We start from the raw sequence: 18,236 nt of genomic DNA on the forward strand, positions 1-18,236 counted from the left end.
CCGTATCCCCGTACTCGTCGGCGCCGACTTCTAGTTGGTGCCGATCTTCGCGAGCAGGTCGACGATCCGGGCCTGGACCTCGGCGCTGTTCGAGCGCTCGGCGAGGAAGAGGACCGTCTCGCCGGAGGACAGCGTCGGCAGCTCCTCCTCGGCGAGGTCGGCCGAGGTGTAGACGACGAGCGGGGTGCGGTTGAGCTGCCCGTTCGCCCGCAGCCAGTCGATGATCCCGGCCCGGCGGCGGCGTACCTGCATCAGGTCCATCACGACCAGGTTGGGCCGCGTCTGGGTGGCGAGCGTGACCGCTTCGGTGTCCGTGGCCGCCCGCGCGACCTGCATCCCGCGCCGCTCCAGGGTGGCGGCGAGCGCCTCCGCGATGTCCTCGTTCTCCTCGATCAGCAGGACCCGGGACGGGTGCTGCTCGCTGTCGCGCGGCGCGAGCGCCTTGAGGAGTACGGCCGGATCGGCGCCGTACGCCGCCTCCCGGGTCGCCTGCCCGAGCCCGGCCGCCAGGAGTACGGGCACCTCGGCGGCGACGGCCGCCTGGCGCAGCGACTGGAGCGCGGTACGGGTGATGGGCCCGGTCAGCGGGTCCACGAAGAGCGCGGCCGGGAAGGCGGCGATCTGGGCGTCGACCTCCTCGCGGGAGTGCACGATCACCGGGCGGTAGCCCCGGTCGCTCAGCGCCTGCTGGGTGGAGACGTCGGGCGCGGGCCACACGAGCAGCCGGCGCGGGTTGTCGAGGGGCTCCGGGGGGAGTTCGTCGTCGACGGGGCGCGGCGCGGGCCGGTTGGCGACCTCGACGGCGCCACCGGGGCCGTCGAGCGGCTCGGGACCCTCGTCGGAGCCCTCGGCGGGCGCTCCTATGGCGTACGCACGCCCCTCGGGCGCGGCGGGGACGAGTCCGAGCGCGGCCTCGGGCTGGGACGCCGGGGCCGATGACTCCGCCTGCGGGTGCGGCCTGGCCTCGCCGTTGGCCGGTACGGGGAGCGCGGCCGGGGCCGGCGGGTCGACCTCCGGCGGGGTGGCGAGCTTACGCCGCCGCCCGGAGCCGTTGGAGCCCGAGCTGTTGGAGGGCGCTCCGGGGGCCACGGGGGCCACCGGGGCCGCCAGGACGGGGGAGGCCGTCGGGGCGGAAGGGGCAGGAGCGGGCAAGGAGGCCGCAGGGGCCGGAGGGACGAAGGGGACGCCCTGCCCGAGCGTCCGAACGCTGAACGCCCGCCCCTGGGTCGAGTCCTTCGGCATGGGCAGCTCGGGCGGCAGCGGTACGGAACCGGTGCCGGTCCCGGAATCGGCACCAGTGCTGTTCCGGGGCTCGGGCCGCGCGGAGGAATGCGACGGGAGCTGCGGCTGAGCCTGGGAACGGCCATCCTGCGGCGGGGCCTGCGGCAGCGACTCGGGCTCGGACGGCGGGGGAGTGACGGCCCGGCGACGCCCGGTCGGTTCGGCCTGCGGGCTCGCGTGCGGGGCCCCCGACGGGCTCACCGGCGCGGACACGGCCTGGACCGGGCCCTGCGGCTGCGCGTGCGGATGGGGCTGCGGAGGCGTGTGATCCGCCCCCGGGACACCCCGTACGGCCTCGTGCTGCCCCTCGTCGGAGACCGGCAGCGGACCGGCGACGGGAGCGGTACCCGGCGCGGCGAACGGTTCGCCGAACGGAGCGGCGACCGGCTCGGAGGCGCGATCGGCATCGGCCGGCGGGAGCGCGAACGGCGTCCGGGGCCCGGAATCGGCCGCGGCCGCCCGCTCCTGCGCGGCGGCGAGCGCACGCCGACGGCGGCCGCTCGGCTGCGCCTCGGGCGCGGCCTCGGGGGAGGCGACGGCCGGCAGGGCCCGAGCGAGGGCGGGAGCCGAAGGAGCCCCCGAGGGTTCGACGGCGACACCCTGCGGCGGCACGGCGGCGCCGAGCGCGGCCCGCCCCTGCGCACCCTCGGCGGCCGTCACGACGGACCCCTCGGCGGGCCGACCCCGCCGACGCCCGGTCGGCTCGACGACGGAAGCGGCGGAAGTGCCGGTGGCGACCGAGGCCGAACCGGTGGCGGGAACAGCCTGTTCCACGCCCGAGTTCTGCTGGGCCGGGATCAGCTCGGCGGATCCGCCGGCGGCCGCTCCCGTACGGGCTCGGCGGCGCCCACTGGGCTCGGCACCGCCCTCAGGGGCGACCGAGCTCTCCAGGAAGGCGTCCGTGGAGCCGCGCCGGGCCCGCCGCCGCCCCCCACCGGAGGTCTCCGAGGCGTCGGTGGAAGACGCGGAAGGCGCGGAAGGCGCGGAAGGCCCGGAAGGAGCCGTGCCGGGCGCGGAAGCCTGCGCGGGCAGCGCGAGAGCCTCCCGACCACCACCGGCCGGCCCCAACGCCGGCGCACCTACCAGCCCACCGGCCGGTCCAAGTGCCGGCCCGCGGGTCGGTCCGAGAGCGGGCACACCGGCCGGCCCACTCGCCGGCCCCCCATGCCTCGTCTCCGCCGTACCTGCCGTCCCCGCCGTCCCCGCCGTCTCCGTTGAGGGAACCGTGCCCCGCCCGCTGCCCAGCGGGACTTCGAGGACGTACGCGCCACCGCTCGTCCCCGGCACCTCGTGGGTCTGCACGACACCGCCGTGCGCCGCCACGATGCCGCGCACGACCGGCCCGTGGACCGGGTCGCCGCCCGCGTACGGGCCGCGCACCTCGATCCGTACGACGTCACCGCGCTGTGCGGCCGCGACGACGATCGTGGAGTCGCCCGGCGCGGAGCCCTGGGCGGTGGCGCGGTTCTTGCCGGTCGCGTCGACGCCGGCGACGTCCGCGACGAGGTGCGAGAGCGCGGTCGCGAGCCGGGCCGCGTCGACCTCGGCCTCGATGGGCGGGGCGTGCACGGCGAACTGGGCGCGGCCGGGCCCGATCAGGTCGACGGCTCCGTCGATGCCCGCCGTCACGACCCCGTCGAGCAGCGCGACGCGCTTGTCGAGCGCTTCCGTGCCCGCGTCGAGGCGCTGGTAGCCCAGGACGTTGTCGACGAGCGCCGTCATCCGCGCGTACCCGGCGGCGAGGTGGTGCAGGACCTGGTTGGCCTCGGGCCAGAGCTGTCCGGCGTCGTCGGCAGCGAGGGTGCCCAGCTGGGTGCGCAGCTCCTGGAGGGGGCCGCGCAGGGACTCGGCGAGGACGGCCGTGAGCTGCTCGTGCCGGGCGGCGAGGGCGGCGTACCGCTCCTGCTGCGCTTCCCGGTCGGCGGCGTTGCGCTCGGCGCGGTCGGCGAGTTCGGCCGCGTTCCGTTCGGTGAGCTCGGCGAGTTCGGCGGCGTTCCGCTCGGTGAGCTCCGTGACCTCGGCGGCGTGTTCCTCGGCGAGCTGCTCGTACGGCCTGCGGTCGGTGAAGGTCATGACGGCGCCGACGAGCTGGTCGCCGTCGCGGACGGGGGCGGTCGTCATGTCGACCGGTACCCGGTCGCCCTTCTTCGCCCACAGGACCTGCCCGCGGACGCGGTGCTTGCGGCCGGACTTGAGGGTGTCGGCGAGCGGCGACTCCTCGTACGGGAAGTCCTCGCCGTCGGCCCGCTTGGCGAGGATCAGCGAGTGCAGCTCCTGGCCGCCGAGTTCGCCGGCGCGGTAGCCGAGGATCTGGGCGGCGGCGGGGTTGACCAGGACGACCCGGCCGTCGGTGTCCGTGCCGACGACGCCCTCGGCCGCGGCGCGCAGGATCATCTCGGTCTGCCGCTGCGAGCGGGCGAGTTCGGCCTCGGTGTCGAGGGTGCCGGTGAGGTCCCGGACGACCAGCATGAGCAGTTCGTCGCCGGTGTAGCCGCCGTACGAGTCGTAGGCCTCGCGGCCGTCCTCCAGGCTGGCGCTGGTCACCTCGACGGCGAACTCGCTGCCGTCGGTACGGCGGGCGATCATCCGGGTCGGCTTGGTGCGGCCGCGCTCGTCCGTGCCCTCGGGGCGCCGCATGGAGCCGGGGATGAGCCGGGAGTCGAAGCCGGGCAGGAGGTCGAGCAGACCACGCCCGACGAGCGCGGTGCCCGGAGTCTCGAACATGCCGAGGGCGATGGTGTTGGCGTTGACGACCGTGCCGTTGCAGTTGACGAGCACGAGGCCGTCGGGGAGGGCGTCGAGTATGGCTGCGAGGCGAGCAGCGCCTCGGGATGGCCTGCTGCTCACGACGACGTTCCTCCCTGACGCACTGCACGTGCATGCCTATCGGCCGGCCGGCCCCATCTTGCCCCTCGGGCCGCAGCCTGTCACTGAGGGGAGTCTAAGGGAGCCTCCGGGGGGCGACCCCGGTCTCATCCCGTCCCATCCCGTGTCATCCCCGGACAAGAGGAAGGACCGGCTCCAGATTCTCCCAGCGGTCGATCTCGCAGCCGTTGGCGCGGGAGAAGCGGGCGTCGACCGTGCGGCCCTGCCAGGTGCCGGTGATGTGCGCGTCGGCGGGTCCGCCGTAGACCTGCGCACAGAACTGGTCCGCGGGCACGGGCTTGAACGGGTTCCCGCCCTCCTTCGCGAGCTGGTCGAGGCGCTCGCAGGCGTCTTCGCGGGCCGGGTGGTTCCCGTCGGCCTGGTCGTCGCACGTCAGCTCGAAGGTGCCGTCGGCGTTCGGGTACCCGCTCTTCGTGACGGTCACGGTCAGCGTCTCGGGCGGCGGCGAGAGCAGGGGCAGCGGCGGCAGCGGGCCGAACCCGGCGGTGCCGGCGGCGGTGGTGGCGAGGGTCGCGAGGACGAGGCGGCGCAGCATGCGGATCTCCAGGAGCGGGGGAGCGGGGGTGTACGACGGGCGCGGGTGCACGACGTGCCCCGCCCCCTCTAACGCTCCGGGCGCCGTGGCGTTGCGCAAGCGGGGTGCGCCGGGCGGGCGGCGAGGTGCCTCGGGTGGGGAGGTGGCTCCGGCGGGAAGGGCGCTCGGGCGAGTGGAGGGGTGGCTCCGGGCGGGTGCGGCGGTTCCCGGCAGTGGCGTCCGGCTGCGGCGGGGGCGGGCTCGGATGCGGCGGCCGGCTGCGGCGGGGACGGGGCTCGGATGCGTGCGATCGCTCCGGCGGACGGCACGTCGCGGGGCGCTGGGCTTTGCCCTCGACCCCGGAGGGCTAGTACGGTGAGAATCGATTGGTGACAGCCGGTTCGCCTGTGTCATCATCTGCACGCACCCCCCGCGTATGCGCGAGGTGCATGGAGGCGTCGCCTAGTCCGGTCTATGGCGCCGCACTGCTAATGCGGTTTGGGTCTTAAAGCCCATCGAGGGTTCAAATCCCTCCGCCTCCGCCCCTACCGAAGCCCCGGCCCCACAGGCCGGGGCTTCGGCCGTTTCCGGGTCGGCCACGCTCCGGGCCGACTGCCCCGCCGGTCGGCCGGACTCCGGCCCTGGGCGACGTTTTCGCAGGTCACAAGGGGTGTGGCCAATGGATTTCACATGGCGGCGGCAGTCATGTAATGTTCTGTCTGTCGCCGCGAGCGGGTCGAAAAGACCGGGGAGCGGAGACAAGACAAAAGAACAAGCACTCGTAGCTTAACGGATAGAGCATCTGACTACGGATCAGAAGGTTGCAGGTTCGAATCCTGCCGAGTGCACAGCAGGTCGAAGGCCCCGGACGAGAGTCCGGGGCCTTCGGCGTTGGGGGGTCGGAGAGTTAGGGTCGGATGATCGTTCTTTTCTCTTCGAAGGTGGGGGTTGGGGCATGGCGCTCTTCGGGAACGCGCACGCGATTGATCCGGCGCAGGCGCAGCAGGACTTCGCGCGGCTGCTCGGGCCGGGGGAGCAGGTGCACGCCGCGTACCTGCTGATCCGCGACACGATCTTCTTCACCGACCGGCGGCTCGTGCTGGTCGACAAGCAGGGCATCACCGGCAAGAAGGTCGAGTACCACTCGATCCCGTACCGGAGCATCACGCACTTCGCCGTCGAGACCGCCGGCACCTTCGATCTGGACGCCGAGCTGAAGATCTGGATCTCCGGCAGCCAGCTGCCCGTCCAGAAGACCTTCACCAAGGGTGTCGACATCTACGAGGTGCAGGCGATCCTGACGCAGTTCGTCGCCAAGTAGGCGCGACGCGGGCCTCGGCGGAGGCGTATGCGTATGTGTAGGGGAGGGATTCCCGGGGTCATACCCGGGAATCTCTCCCCTTTTGGGTGAACCTGTCTGATTTACGTGTCAGTTGAATATGCCCTCGGCCTAGCTTGCGAGGCGGAGGTGATGATCGATGGATGCGATCGACATCGATGACTTGGTGTACGCCGCCACCGGTGCGCCCCTGCGGCGGCTGACCGCGCCCGACGGGACCCACTGGTTCCCCGTCGTGGACGTGGCGAAGCGGCTGGGGTACGCGGGGACCCGGGAGGCGCTGCGGACGGTGGAGCTGCCCGAGACGTGCCTGGCGGCCGCGCGGGAGCTCGCCGGGGGCGAGGAGTTCCTCGGCCGGTGCGGGATCAGGGCGGCGACGCGGATGGTGAGCCTGCAGGGGCTCGTCCAGCTCGTCGGGGCGTGCCGGAGACCGGAGGCCGGGCCGTTCCGGGCGTGGACGGCCGAGGTCATAGCGGCGGTCCAGCGGCACGGGGGCTACGGGCTCGAACCCTCCCCCGTGCACCCCGGGTTCGTCCTGCCGCCGGAGCTCGTCGAGGTCCTCGTACGGCTCGACGGGCAGTTCGACGAGCGGGCCGCAGCGTACGCCGAGCACACCGAGTACGCGGAGCTGCTCCGCGAGACTCGGCGGAGCCTCTCAAGGGTCGCCGACTCCCTTGAGAGGCTCTCCGTGCCCCGTCAGCGCACCGGCGCCGTCGTCGCGCTCACCCCGCAGCAGCTCGTCGAGTCCTGGGCCATCACCGGGGACATGCGCACGGTGGCCACCTGCCTCGCCCCCGCCCTGGTCCGCGGCGGGGTCCGCTACCGGGCCCAGGACGTCACCCGGCGCACCGGCCTCTCGTGCGAGCGCGTCCGGGACTGCGTCCGTCTCCTCATCGAGCGGGGCTGCATGCGGGAGGTCGGGGGGCCCGACGCGGACGGGGCACGGATCTACGTCCTGCCCTGAGGTGCCTCTGCCACCGCCACCACCTGGTACGCGTCCGCGTAGACGATCCTGCCCGGGGCCGCCGACTCCAGGCGGACGCAGGGCACGCCGTGGTCGGCCAGGATGCGGAGGTAGGGGGAAACCCGGGCCAGTGCCTCGGTCGCCGTCGGGCGGAACCAGGCGGCTGCGCCCGGGTTCAACTCCGGGTCGTAGACCGTCGGGTCGACCGTCGTCGGGTTGGGGACATGGGCGTCGTACCAGTCGTTCGAGGCGCGCCAGACCCGCCACTCGTCGGGGGAGAGCCGGCCCTCCCGGGCCAGCGCGTTGGCGAGGCCGAAGACCCCGGGGTGATGGCCCCGGGGGCACCGGGTCGGGGACTGGAAGCGGATGTGGCGGAGACTGGACATCCGGGGAGCATAGGGAGGCGCGGGGCGTGGAGTGGCGGTGTCGGGGGATCACCTGGGGCGATGGAGTGCCCGGGCTTCGGTGGCACGGCGGGAAGGTCAGCGCCCTCGCTTACGGGCAGGGGCTCGCCTTCCGGGCCGTGGGGGAGCGGCGGTGCCCGGGCGCCCGGGGGAATCCCTGCCCTCTGGAGGCCGTCGTGCCCGGCCGGGCCACCGGTGGACGGTGCGCCGAGTGCGCGCGGCTCGACCGGGCCCACTCGGTCGCCGCCGACACCTTCCTGGACGATCCGCAGCCGTACCGCGTCTACCTGGCCTGGTTCGGGCCCGGTATGACCAAGGTCGGGATCACCGCCGAGGCCCGGGGCGAGGCCCGGCTTCTCGAACAGGGCGCCGTCACGTTCAGCTGGCTCGGGCGGGGTCCGCTGATGGCCGCCCGGCGGACCGAGGAGGTGCTGCGGCAGGCGCTCGGGGTCCCCGACAGGGTGGCGTACGAGCGCAAGCGGGCCGCCCGGCACACCCTGCCGCCCGCCGCGGACCGGGCCAGGGAGGTCGGGGAGCTGCACCGGCGGGCGCGGGAGGTCGGCGGCTGGACGGAGACGCTGGAGCCGCTGGAGTTCGCCCCGCGCGACCACGTCGAGGCCTTCGGGCTCGACGGGCTGCCGCCGCTCGCCGGCACGGTCACGGAGCTGGTCGACGGGGGTGTCGTCACCGGGCGACTGCTCGCCGCCGCCGGGCCCGACCTCCACCTCCTCGACCCCGGCGGACGCTGTCTCGCCCTCGACACCCGGCTGATGGGCGGGTGGGTGCTCCAGGGCGCGGGGGAGGGGGACGCCTTCTCCGTGCCGGTGTCGGAAGCGGTGTCCGCCGCCGACCCGAGCACCCAGGGCGAGCTGTTCTGAGGGGCCGATCACCTGCGGCGGGCGCTTTCGTAAAGTCTTGGATCCCTTTGCCCGGGGCCGTGGACATCCCCGCCGCGCCCCGGCGAGGGTGATCACATGACCCCCAAGCTGGTGGCGGACATCGAACCGCCCTACTACACAGCTGTGTTCACTTCCGTCCGCCCCGAGGCCCCCGAGGGCTACGCCGAGACCGCCGTCCGGATGCGCGAGATCGTCGGCGCGGTCCCCGGCTTCCTCGGCTACGAGACCGCCCGTACCCCCGGCGGCATCGGCATCAGCGTGGCCTACTTCCGGGACCTGGAGTCGCTCGACGCCTGGCGGCTCGACACCGAGCACCAGGCCGCCAAGGCGTACGGGCGAGAGCACTGGTACGACAGCTTCAGCGTCCACATCGGCAAGGTCGAACGGAGCTACAGCTATGAGCGCGAGTAACGGGAGCAGTGCGAGTAGCGGAAGCAGCGGGCACGGCGAGAGCGATGACATCCGGGCCCTCGTCGAGCGGCTCGGGATTCCCGGGCTCGTCGATGTGCACACGCACTTCATGCCGCAGAACGTCCTCGACAAGGTCTGGGCCTATTTCGACGCCGTCGGTCCCCTGACCGGCATGGAGTGGCCCATCACCTACCGCGAGGAGGAGGAGCGCCGGCTCGCCCTCCTCCGCGGCTTCGGGGCGGTCGCCTTCACCGCGATGCTCTACCCGCACAAGGCCGGCATGGCCGCCTGGCTGAACTCCTGGGCCGCCGACTTCGCCGCCCGTACCCCCGACTGTCTGCACACCGCGACCTTCTTCCCCGAGCCGGGCGTCGACCGGTACGTCCGCGAGGCGCTCGACGCCGGCACCCGGGTCTTCAAGGTGCACCTCCAGGTCGGCGGCTTCGATCCGACCGACATCCAGCTGGACGGGGTGTGGGGAGCGCTCGCCGACTCCGGTACTCCGGTCGTGGTCCACTGCGGCTCCGGGCCCACCCCGGGCAACTTCACCGGCCCCGGGCCCATGGCGCGGCTGCTCGCCCGCCACCCCCGGCTGCGGGTGATCGTCGCCCACATGGGGATGCCCGAGTACGGCGACTTCCTCGACCTGGCCCAGCGGTACGAGGGCGTCCACCTGGACACCACCATGGCCTTCACCGACTTCAGCGAGCGGCTCGCGCCCTTCCCCGAGGCGGAGCTCAAGCGGCTGGTCGACGTCGGCGACCGGATCCTCCTCGGCTCCGACTTCCCGAACATCCCGTATCCGTACGTGCACCAGCTCCACGCCCTCGAACGCCTCGGGCTCGGGGACGACTGGCTCCGGGGTGTCCTGTACGAGAACGGCGCCGCGTTGTTTCACGTGAAACCGACCCGGGACCTCTGAGTCCTTTCTCAGCGAATTCACAGGAAAGGGAAAGAGCCCTCTCAGCGGCGGCCGACAGCGTGGGTCCCATGACCGTCACCTCACGCCCCATGACCGTCACCACACGCCGTACCGGCACCCGCGGCGACATGCTCCGGGCCGACGGGACCGCCGTCCGTGTCCTCGTGGTCGACGACGAGGCCTCGCTCGCCGAGCTGCTCTCCATGGCCCTGCGCTACGAGGGCTGGCAAGTGCGCAGCGCCGGGGACGGGGCCGAGGCCCTGCGCTCGGCGCGGGAGTTCCGGCCCGACGCCGTCATCCTCGACATCATGCTGCCCGACGTCGACGGGCTGAGCCTGCTCGGCCGGATCCGGCGCGAACTGCCCGACGTGCCGGTGCTGTTCCTGACGGCGAAGGACGCCGTCGAGGACCGGATCGCCGGGCTCACGGCGGGCGGCGACGACTACGTCACCAAGCCCTTCAGCCTGGAGGAGGTCGTGGCCCGGCTGCGCGGGCTCATCCGCAGGTCGGGGGCCGCGCTCGCGCGCAGCGAGTCGCTGCTCGTCGTCGGGGACCTGACCCTCGACGAGGACAGCCACGAGGTCACCCGCGGCGGGGACTCCATCCACCTCACGGCGACCGAGTTCGAGCTGCTGCGCTATCTGATGCGCAATCCGCGGCGGGTGCTCAGCAAGGCGCAGATCCTCGACCGGGTCTGGTCGTACGACTTCGGCGGCCAGGCCAATGTCGTCGAGCTCTACATCTCGTACCTGCGGCGGAAGCTCGACGGGGGGCGCGCCCCGATGATCCACACCCGGCGCGGGGCGGGTTACCTCATCAAGCCGGGGGAGTAGCGGCTCGTGTCCCGTCGCGCAGCACGGCGGCCGCGGTCGTCGTCACCAGGTGCGGAGCCGCAGTCGTCGTCCCGAGGTGCGGGGCCGCGGCCGTGGTCGCTGCGGACCCGGCTCGTCGTCTCGGCGGTCGCGCTGATCGCGGTCGTCGCGGCCGTCATCGGCACGGTCACGACGATCGCCTTCCGCTCGTACCTCTACGACCAGGCCGACGAGCAGGTCCGCGGGCTGTCCAACCGGGCCGCCGGACCGCCGGTCGTCCTCGGCGGCACGCCCGACCCGATACGCGACCGGCAGCCGCTCGCCTTCCTCGGCGGACCGGGGGCCCCGATCGGGACCCTCGGTGCCGTCCTGACCGACCAGGGCGTCGCCGCGGCCGGGTACTCGACGGAGGAGGCGGGCAACGGCGGGTCGGACGGGCCGAAGTTCCCGACCAAGGATCTCGACGAGGCCCAGCGGGCCGCGCTCGCCGCCGTCCCCCGCGACGGCGAGCCGCACACCGTCGATCTGCCCGGCGGCCTCGGCTCCTACCGGGTCGAGTACGCGGAAGGCAGCCACGGCGCCTTCCTCACCGGCATCCCGCTCACCGAGGTCGAGGACGCCCTCTCCACCCTCGTCCTCGTCGAACTGAGCGTCACCGGCGCCGGGCTCTTCGCCGCCTCGCTCGCCGGGACCGTGCTCGTCCGGGTCGCCCTGCGGCCGCTGCGGCGGGTCGCCGCCACCGCCGGTCAGGTCGCCCAGCTGCCGCTGCACAGCGGCGAGGTGGCGCTCCATCAGCGCGTCCCGGACACCGAGGCCGATCCACGGACCGAGGTCGGCCAGGTCGGCGCGGCCATCAACCGTATGCTCGACCACGTCCACTCGGCGCTCGACGCCCGCCAGCAGAGCGAGACCCGCGTCCGGCAGTTCGTCGCCGACGCCAGTCACGAACTGCGCACACCGCTCGCCTCGATCCGGGGGTACGCGGAGCTGACCCGGCGCGGCCGGGAGGAGTGCGGGCCCGACACCCGCCACGCGCTCGGCCGGATCGAGTCCGAGGCGACCCGGATGACGGGCCTGGTGGAGGACCTGCTGCTGCTCGCCCGGCTCGACGCCGGACGCCCCCTCTCGTACGAGCCCACCGACCTCGTGCCCCTCGTCGTGGACGCCGTGAGCGACGCCCGCGCCGCCGGGCCCGACCACCACTGGAGCCTCGAACTGCCCGAGGACGGCGGCACCCCCGTACACGCGGACGGTGCCCGGCTCCAGCAGGTCCTCGTCAACCTCCTCGCCAACGCCCGTACGCACACCCCGCCAGGGACCAAGGTCACCGCCAGGGTCCGTACGGAGTCCGACGCGGTCGTCGTCCGGATCGAGGACGACGGGCCGGGTATCCCGGCCGCCCTGCTGCCCACCGTCTTCGAACGGTTCGCGCGGGGCGACGCCTCCCGTTCCCGCAACGCCGGATCCACCGGTCTCGGGCTCGCCATCGTCCGCGCGGTCGTGTGCGCGCACGGGGGTGAGGTCGGCGTCGAAAGCACCCCCGGCCGGACCGCCTTCACCGTCCGGCTGCCCGCCGACGCTTACCGGCATGGGCCTGCAGACACGTACGGGCATGGGCCTGCAGACACGTACGGGCATGGGCCTGCAGACACGTTCCGGCATGGGCCTGCCGACACCTACCGGCACGGCCCCGCCGACACCTACCGGCAGGGGCCCGCCGACACGTTCCGGCAGGGCACTCACAGGCAGGCCACAGGCTGATCACACAGCCGTGACAGCAGCCCCCGCGAGGGTCGTCCGTATGCGAACCCCAACGATCGCGGGGCCCACGTCCGGGGCCCTCCCCGCCCGGGAACACCTGCCGGTGAACATCGCGGGACGGCCCGTCCTGGACGTGGTGATCCCCGTCTACAACGAGGAGAAGGACCTGGAGCCGTGCGTCCGCCGGCTCCACGAACACCTTCTCCGGACGTTCCCGTACGGCTTCCGCATCACCGTCGCCGACAACGCCTCCACCGACACCACCCCCGCCGTCGCCGCCGGCCTCGCCGCCGAGGTGCCCGAGGTGCGCTCCGTACGGCTGGAGCAGAAGGGGCGCGGCCGGGCGCTGCGGACGGTGTGGTCGGGCTCGGACGCGCCCGTCCTCGCCTATATGGACGTGGACCTCTCCACCGACCTGAACGCCCTGCTCCCGCTGGTCGCGCCGCTCATCTCCGGCCACTCCGACCTGGCGATCGGCTCCCGGCTCGCCCGCTCCTCGCGGGTCGTGCGAGGGCCGAAGCGGGAGTTCATCTCGCGCGCGTACAACCTGATCCTGCGCGGCTCGCTCGCCGCCCGGTTCTCCGACGCGCAATGCGGCTTCAAGGCGATCCGGCGGGACGTGGCCGAGCGGCTGCTCCCGATGGTGGAGGACACCGGCTGGTTCTTCGACACCGAGCTGCTCGTCCTCGCCGAGCGGGCCGGGCTGCGCATCCACGAGGTGCCGGTCGACTGGGTCGACGACCCCGACTCGACCGTGCACATCGTCAGCACGGCCACCGACGACCTGAAGGGCGTCTGGCGGGTGGGGCGGGCGCTCGCGACGGGTTCGCTGCCGCTCGACCGGCTGGCCAGGCCCTTCGGGGACGACCCCCGGGACCGCGAACTCACCGGCGTGCCGGGCGGACTGGCCCGGCAGCTGGTCGGCTTCTGCGTGGTCGGCGTCCTGTCGACGCTCTTCTACATCGCCCTGTACTCGCTCTTCCGGCTCGGCATCGGCCCGCAGTTCGCCAACGCCGGCGCGCTCCTCGTCTCCGCCGTCGCCAACACGGCGGCCAACCGGCGGCTCACCTTCGGGGTACGGGGCCGGGACCGGGCCGTCCGCCACCAGGCGCAGGGGCTCGTGGTCTTCGCCATCGGCCTGGCCCTCACCAGCGGTTCGCTCGCCGCCCTCGGCGCGGCGACCGGCGATCCGGCGCACTCCACCGAGCTCGCCGTCCTGGTCGTCGCCAACCTCGCCGCGACCGTCCTGCGCTTCCTCCTCTTCCGGCTCTGGGTCTTCCCCGAGCGGTCCACTGCAAGGAACGACCGATGACTTCGACCTCCCCGGAGACCCCTCCGGAGACCGCTCCGGTGTCACCCGTGGCCGGGCCGGGCCGTGGTGCGGCGCACGCCGCCCCGCCCGGTGCCGGCCGACTCACCCGGCTCTGGCGCGGCCGCGCCGAGGACGCCCCCTGGGTCCGGCCCGCGTTCCTCGGCCTGCTCGCCGTGACCGCCGTGCTCTACCTGTGGAACCTGAGCGCCTCCGGCTACGCCAACTCCTTCTACTCCGCCGCCGTCCAGGCGGGCGGTGCGAGCTGGAAGGCCTTCTTCTTCGGCTCGCTCGACGCGGCCAACGCCATCACCGTCGACAAGCCGCCGGCCGCGCTCTGGCCGATGGCCCTCTCCGTCCGCCTCTTCGGCCTCGGCTCCTGGCAGATCCTCGTGCCCGAGGTGCTCATGGGCGTGGCCACCGTCGCCGTGCTCTACGCGGCCGTACGGCGCCGGTTCGGCGCGGGCGCGGGCCTGATCGCGGGTGCGGTCCTCGCGCTCACGCCCGTCGCGGCGCTGATGTTCCGCTTCAACAACCCGGACGCGCTGCTCGCCCTGCTCATGACGGTCGCCGTGTACTGCGTGCTGCGCGCCCTCGAACAGGACCGGGGCGCGGCGAAGTGGCTCGTGTGGGCCGGGGTGGCCTTCGGGTTCGCATTCCTCGCGAAGACCCTGCAGGCCTTCCTGATCCTTCCGCCGCTCGCCCTCGTCTACGGGGTGTGTGCGCCGGGCGGGATCGGGCGCCGGATCGGCCGTCTCGCCCTCGCCGGGCTCGCGATGCTGGTGTCGGCGGGCTGGTGGGTGGCTCTGGTCGAGCTGTGGCCGGCGTCCTCCCGCCCGTACGTCGGAGGCTCGCAGAACAACAGCTTCCTGGAGCTGACCTTCGGCTACAACGGCCTCGGCCGGATCAACGGCAACGAGACCGGCAGCGTCGGCGGCGGCGGTCGTGGCGGCGGCCAGGGCGGCGGCTGGGGCGAGACCGGCATCGTCCGGATGTTCAACGACTCCATCGGCGGCCAGATCTCCTGGCTCCTGCCGGCCGCGCTGGTCCTGCTGGTCGCGGGGCTCGTCGTCACCTGGCGGGCGCCCCGGACGGACACGGCGCGTTCGGCGTTCCTGGTGTGGGGTGGTTCGCTGCTGATCACGCTGGCGGTGTTCAGCTTCATGGCCGGCATCTTCCACGAGTACTACACGGTGGCCCTGGCCCCGTACCTCGCGGCGCTCGTCGGCATGGGCGCGGCCGTGCTCTGGGAGGAGCGCACCCGGCCGCTCGCCTCGGCGACCCTCGCGGTGACGGTGGCGGTGACCGCCTGGTGGGGCTGGACCCTTCTCGGGCGTACGCCGGACTGGCTGCCGTGGCTGCGCTGGACGGTGCTGGTCGCGGGCGCGGTGGCCGCGCTCGGGCTGCTGTTCGCGGGCCGGGTGGACCGGCGGCTCGGCCTCGGGGTCGCGGGCCTCGGCCTGGCGGCGGGACTCGCGGGTCCGTTCGCGTACACCCTGGCGACGGTGGACTCCGGCCACCAGGGCTCGATCGTGACGGCGGGCCCGGCGGGCGGGGCGATGGGCGGCCGGGGTCCCGGCGGCGGTGGCGGTATGCGGATGTTCGAGGGCGGGGCATTCCCCGGCGGGCAGATGCCCGGCGGCCAGGGAGGCGGTCAGATGCCCGGCGGCGGCCAGGGTGGTCAGGTCGGTCAGATGCCCGGCGGTCCCGGCGGCCAAGGGGCCCAAGGCCAGGCCCAAGGCCAGGCCCAAGGTCAGAACCAGATGCCCGGCGGGACCCCGTCCCAGGGACAGGGCATGACCCGCGGCGAAGGCCCGGGCGGCGGTGGCGGCGGCATGGGCGGCCTGCTCAACGGTGCCAGCGTCGGTGCGGAGGCGAAGGCCGCGCTCCTCGCGGACGCCGACGCGTACACCTGGGTCGCGGCCACGGTCGGCGCCCAGAACGCGGCCAGCTACCAGCTCGCCACCGAGAAGCCGGTCATGGCGATCGGCGGCTTCAACGGCAGCGACCCGTCCCCGACGCTCGCGCAGTTCAAGCAGTACGTCGCCGAGGGGAAGATCCACTACTTCATCGGCAGCGGCGAGAGCGGCGGTACCGGTGAGGACGGCGGCGGCCGCATGGGCGGTGGCGGTGGTCCCGGCGGCAACTCGGAGATCTCCACCTGGGTCTCGGAGACCTTCGAGAAGGTGACGATCGGCAACGCCACCTTCTACGACCTGACCGCCGCGAAGTAACCGCGGAACATAATCGCTATACAGCGTACGAGAGTCCTTGTACGGTGTACGAGAACAAGTTTCCCGTACACCGTACAAGGAGTTCTGCCCATGACGGCGACGACCGCCGCGACCGAACGGACCGCCACAGGCGGTCACCCGCAGCGCTGGCTGATCCTCGGCGTCATCTGCCTCGCCCAGCTCACCGTGCTGCTCGACAACACCGTGCTCAGCGTCGCCATCCCGTCGCTGACCTCCGAACTCCACGCGACCACCACCGACATCCAGTGGATGATCAACGCGTACTCGCTCGTCCAGTCCGGCCTGCTGCTCAGCGCCGGCAACGCCGCCGACCGCTACGGCCGCAAGAAGCTGCTCGCGATCGGTCTCGCGCTCTTCGGCATCGGCTCGCTCGCCGCCGGACTCGCCGACTCCACGGCGCAGCTGATCGCCGCCCGCGCGGGCATGGGCGTCGGCGGCGCGCTCCTGATGACCACCACCCTCGCCGTCGTCATGCAGATCTTCGACGACTCGGAGCGGGTCAAGGCCATCGCACTCTGGTCGACCGTCGCCTCCCTCGGCTTCGCCGGCGGACCGCTGATCGGCGGCGTGATCCTGAACCACTTCTGGTGGGGAATGATCTTCCTGATCAACATCCCGGTCGCGGTCGTGGCGCTCGTCGCCGTCCTCAAGCTCGTACCGGAGTCCAAGAACCCGCAGGGTGAGCGCCCCGACCTGCTCGGTGCGCTGCTCTCCACCATCGGCATGACCGCCGTCGTGTACGCGATCATCAGCGGCCCCGAGCACGGCTGGGTCTCCGCGCAGGTGCTGGTCCCGGCCGCGATCGGGCTGCTCGGCCTCGGCGCCTTCGCGCTGTGGGAGCTGCACACCCCGTATCCGATGCTCGACATGCACTTCTTCCGGAACCAGAAGTTCATCGGCGCCATCGGCGGATCGATCCTGGTCGTCTTCGGCATGGGCGGCTCGCTCTTCCTGCTCACCCAGCACCTGCAGTTCGTGCTCGGCTACGAGCCCCTGGAAGCCGGTCTGCGGATGGCGCCGCTCGCGCTGACGATCGTCGGCCTCAACCTGACCGGCATCGGCCCGAAGATCGTGATGAAGCTGGGCACCCCGCCGACGGTCGTCCTCGGCATGACCCTGGTGGCCGCCGGCCTCACCTCGATCTCGCTGCTCGGCGGCGGTACGGACGGCAGCTACGCGGGCATGCTCCTCGGCCTGGTCCTGATGGGCGGCGGCATCGCCGTCTCCTCCCCGGCCATGGCCAACGCGATCATGAGCTCGATCCCGCCGGAGAAGGCGGGCGTGGGCGCCGGGATCAACGGCACCCTCGCCGAGTTCGGCAACGGCCTCGGTGTCGCCGTCCTCGGCGCCGTCCTCAACGCGCGCTTCGCCGCGCTCGTCGCCGTCACCGCGACCTCCCTCCCGGCGGCCCTGGCCGCCGCCGGCGGCGAGGCCGAGCGGCAGGAGATCTCCGACGCCTTCGCCTCCGGTCTCCAGACCAGCCAGCTGGTCGGCGCGGCCGCCGTCTTCGTGGGCGGTCTGGTGGCGGCGGCGCTGCTCAGGCGGGCCGAGCGGACGGAGGCCAGGGCGGCGAAACAGCAGGCGGAGCAGCAGGCGGAACAGACCGAGAACGCTGCTGCATAGCATGGTGCCGAACCACTGACAGACGGAGGAACGCGATGGTCAAGGCAGCCGACCGGGCCAAGAACCCGGCGCGTTCCAGCGTCTGGCTGGAGGTGCGGACGCCCCGCAGCGGCGGCGGTCCGGCCGGGCTCGACCGGGACCGGATCGTCGCCGCGGCGATCCGGATGCTCGACGAGGAGGGCCTGGCCGGGCTGTCGATGCGCAAGCTCGCGGCCGAGCTGAACGTCACCGCGATGTCCCTGTACTGGTACGTGGACACCAAGGACGACATCATCGAGTTCGCCATGGACAGCGTGTACGGCGAGTTCGACCTCGCGGCGATCGCCGCCGCCGACGGCTGGCGGGACATGATCCGCGTGCTCGCCCTGGAATACCGCCGGATGCTGGTCCGCCACCCGTGGATGTCGCCGAGCGCCGGGCAGTACCTGAACATCGGCCCGCACGCGATCGCCGTCGGCGGCAAGATCCAGGAGGCGATCGGGGGCACCGGCCTGCCGGTCGACCGTCAGCCGAGCGCGACGTCGGCGGTCTTCCAGTTCGTGTACGGCTACGGGACGATCGAGTCCCAGTTCGGGCGGCGTGCGGCGGAGGCCGGGATGTCGCAGGACGACTTCTACGTGGAGTCCGTCAAGGCCTTCCGCGACAATCCGGGCTTCGTGGAGGCCATCGAGCCCATGGCGGAGATCCTCGACGTACGGGCCTCGCAGGGCAGCGTCACCGAGATGTGGGACCGGGACTTCGCCTACGCCCTGGACGTCCTGGTCGCCGGCATCGAGACGATGGTTTCCCGTGAAACCGGAAAATGACGGAGCGGCGGGCCGTCCCCTGCCCGCCGCTCCGTACTCGACCCGGCCGC

The 18,236-nt window shown here is 73.0% G+C and carries 14 protein-coding genes and 2 tRNA genes; 13 read left to right on the plus strand and 3 right to left on the minus strand.

The genetic code is table 11. From position 1 onward, the window contains the following. Positions 1 to 30: 30 nt before the first annotated feature. Positions 31 to 4,128, minus strand: coding sequence for a PAS domain-containing protein (locus OG462_RS22955; protein WP_406060284.1), 4,098 nt, complete (start codon positions 4,126 to 4,128; stop codon positions 31 to 33). Between the two features lie 145 nt (positions 4,129 to 4,273). Further along, positions 4,274 to 4,702 carry an SSI family serine proteinase inhibitor gene (locus tag OG462_RS22960; protein WP_406066664.1) on the minus strand — a complete coding sequence of 143 codons (429 nt, stop codon included), beginning with the start codon at positions 4,700 to 4,702 and terminating at the stop codon, positions 4,274 to 4,276. Between the two features lie 430 nt (positions 4,703 to 5,132). Here OG462_RS22960 and OG462_RS22965 point away from each other — a divergent pair. The 4 genes from OG462_RS22965 to OG462_RS22980 all read left to right on the plus strand — a co-directional run bounded on the left by OG462_RS22965 (position 5,133) and on the right by OG462_RS22980 (position 6,984). Beyond that, positions 5,133 to 5,223, plus strand: a tRNA-Ser gene (locus OG462_RS22965). A 233-nt stretch (positions 5,224 to 5,456) separates the two neighbouring features. Beyond that, positions 5,457 to 5,529 (plus strand) — tRNA-Arg (locus OG462_RS22970). Positions 5,530 to 5,636: 107 nt separating this feature from the next. Continuing rightward, positions 5,637 to 6,002, plus strand: a complete 366-nt coding sequence (locus tag OG462_RS22975) for a PH domain-containing protein (RefSeq protein WP_030204774.1) — start codon at positions 5,637 to 5,639, stop codon at positions 6,000 to 6,002. A 157-nt stretch (positions 6,003 to 6,159) separates the two neighbouring features. Further along, positions 6,160 to 6,984, plus strand: coding sequence for a BRO family protein (locus OG462_RS22980; RefSeq protein ID WP_406060287.1), 825 nt, complete (start codon positions 6,160 to 6,162; stop codon positions 6,982 to 6,984). Here OG462_RS22980 and OG462_RS22985 read toward each other — a convergent pair. After that, positions 6,969 to 7,370 (minus strand): hypothetical protein, encoded by a 402-nt coding sequence (locus OG462_RS22985; RefSeq protein WP_406060289.1) that lies wholly within the window; start codon positions 7,368 to 7,370, stop codon positions 6,969 to 6,971. The two genes, OG462_RS22980 and OG462_RS22985, sit on opposite strands and share 16 nt — an antisense overlap. Before the next feature lie 26 nt (positions 7,371 to 7,396). Here OG462_RS22985 and OG462_RS22990 point away from each other — a divergent pair, with 26 nt between their 5' ends. The 9 genes from OG462_RS22990 to OG462_RS23030 all read left to right on the plus strand — a co-directional run bounded on the left by OG462_RS22990 (position 7,397) and on the right by OG462_RS23030 (position 18,186). Beyond that, positions 7,397 to 8,266, plus strand: a complete 870-nt coding sequence (locus OG462_RS22990; RefSeq protein WP_406060291.1) for a DUF2797 domain-containing protein — start codon at positions 7,397 to 7,399, stop codon at positions 8,264 to 8,266. A gap of 96 nt (positions 8,267 to 8,362) precedes the next feature. Continuing rightward, positions 8,363 to 8,698 carry an antibiotic biosynthesis monooxygenase family protein gene (locus tag OG462_RS22995; RefSeq protein ID WP_406060293.1) on the plus strand — a complete coding sequence of 112 codons (336 nt, stop codon included), beginning with the start codon at positions 8,363 to 8,365 and terminating at the stop codon, positions 8,696 to 8,698. Then, positions 8,685 to 9,620 (plus strand): amidohydrolase family protein, encoded by a 936-nt coding sequence (locus tag OG462_RS23000; protein ID WP_406060295.1) that lies wholly within the window; start codon positions 8,685 to 8,687, stop codon positions 9,618 to 9,620. The genes OG462_RS22995 and OG462_RS23000 overlap by 14 nt, the downstream gene beginning before the upstream one ends. A gap of 89 nt (positions 9,621 to 9,709) precedes the next feature. Then, a complete protein-coding gene (locus OG462_RS23005) occupies positions 9,710 to 10,453 on the plus strand; it encodes a response regulator transcription factor (RefSeq protein WP_406066666.1) in 744 nt (247 codons plus the stop codon). A gap of 99 nt (positions 10,454 to 10,552) precedes the next feature. Then, a complete protein-coding gene (locus OG462_RS23010; protein WP_406066668.1) occupies positions 10,553 to 12,193 on the plus strand; it encodes a sensor histidine kinase in 1,641 nt (546 codons plus the stop codon). Between the two features lie 40 nt (positions 12,194 to 12,233). Further along, complete coding sequence (locus tag OG462_RS23015) at positions 12,234 to 13,505, plus strand: glycosyltransferase (RefSeq protein ID WP_406060297.1); 1,272 nt, start codon at positions 12,234 to 12,236, stop codon at positions 13,503 to 13,505. After that, positions 13,502 to 15,736, plus strand: a complete 2,235-nt coding sequence (locus OG462_RS23020; protein WP_406060300.1) for an ArnT family glycosyltransferase — start codon at positions 13,502 to 13,504, stop codon at positions 15,734 to 15,736. The genes OG462_RS23015 and OG462_RS23020 overlap by 4 nt, the downstream gene beginning before the upstream one ends. A 90-nt stretch (positions 15,737 to 15,826) precedes the next feature. Beyond that, positions 15,827 to 17,380 (plus strand): MFS transporter, encoded by a 1,554-nt coding sequence (locus OG462_RS23025; RefSeq protein ID WP_406060301.1) that lies wholly within the window; start codon positions 15,827 to 15,829, stop codon positions 17,378 to 17,380. A gap of 35 nt (positions 17,381 to 17,415) precedes the next feature. Continuing rightward, positions 17,416 to 18,186 (plus strand): TetR/AcrR family transcriptional regulator, encoded by a 771-nt coding sequence (locus tag OG462_RS23030; protein ID WP_406060304.1) that lies wholly within the window; start codon positions 17,416 to 17,418, stop codon positions 18,184 to 18,186. Positions 18,187 to 18,236: the final 50 nt, after the last annotated feature.

This window comes from Streptomyces sp. NBC_01077 (assembly GCF_045162855.1).
Taxonomy (GTDB): Bacteria; Actinomycetota; Actinomycetes; order Streptomycetales; family Streptomycetaceae; genus Streptomyces.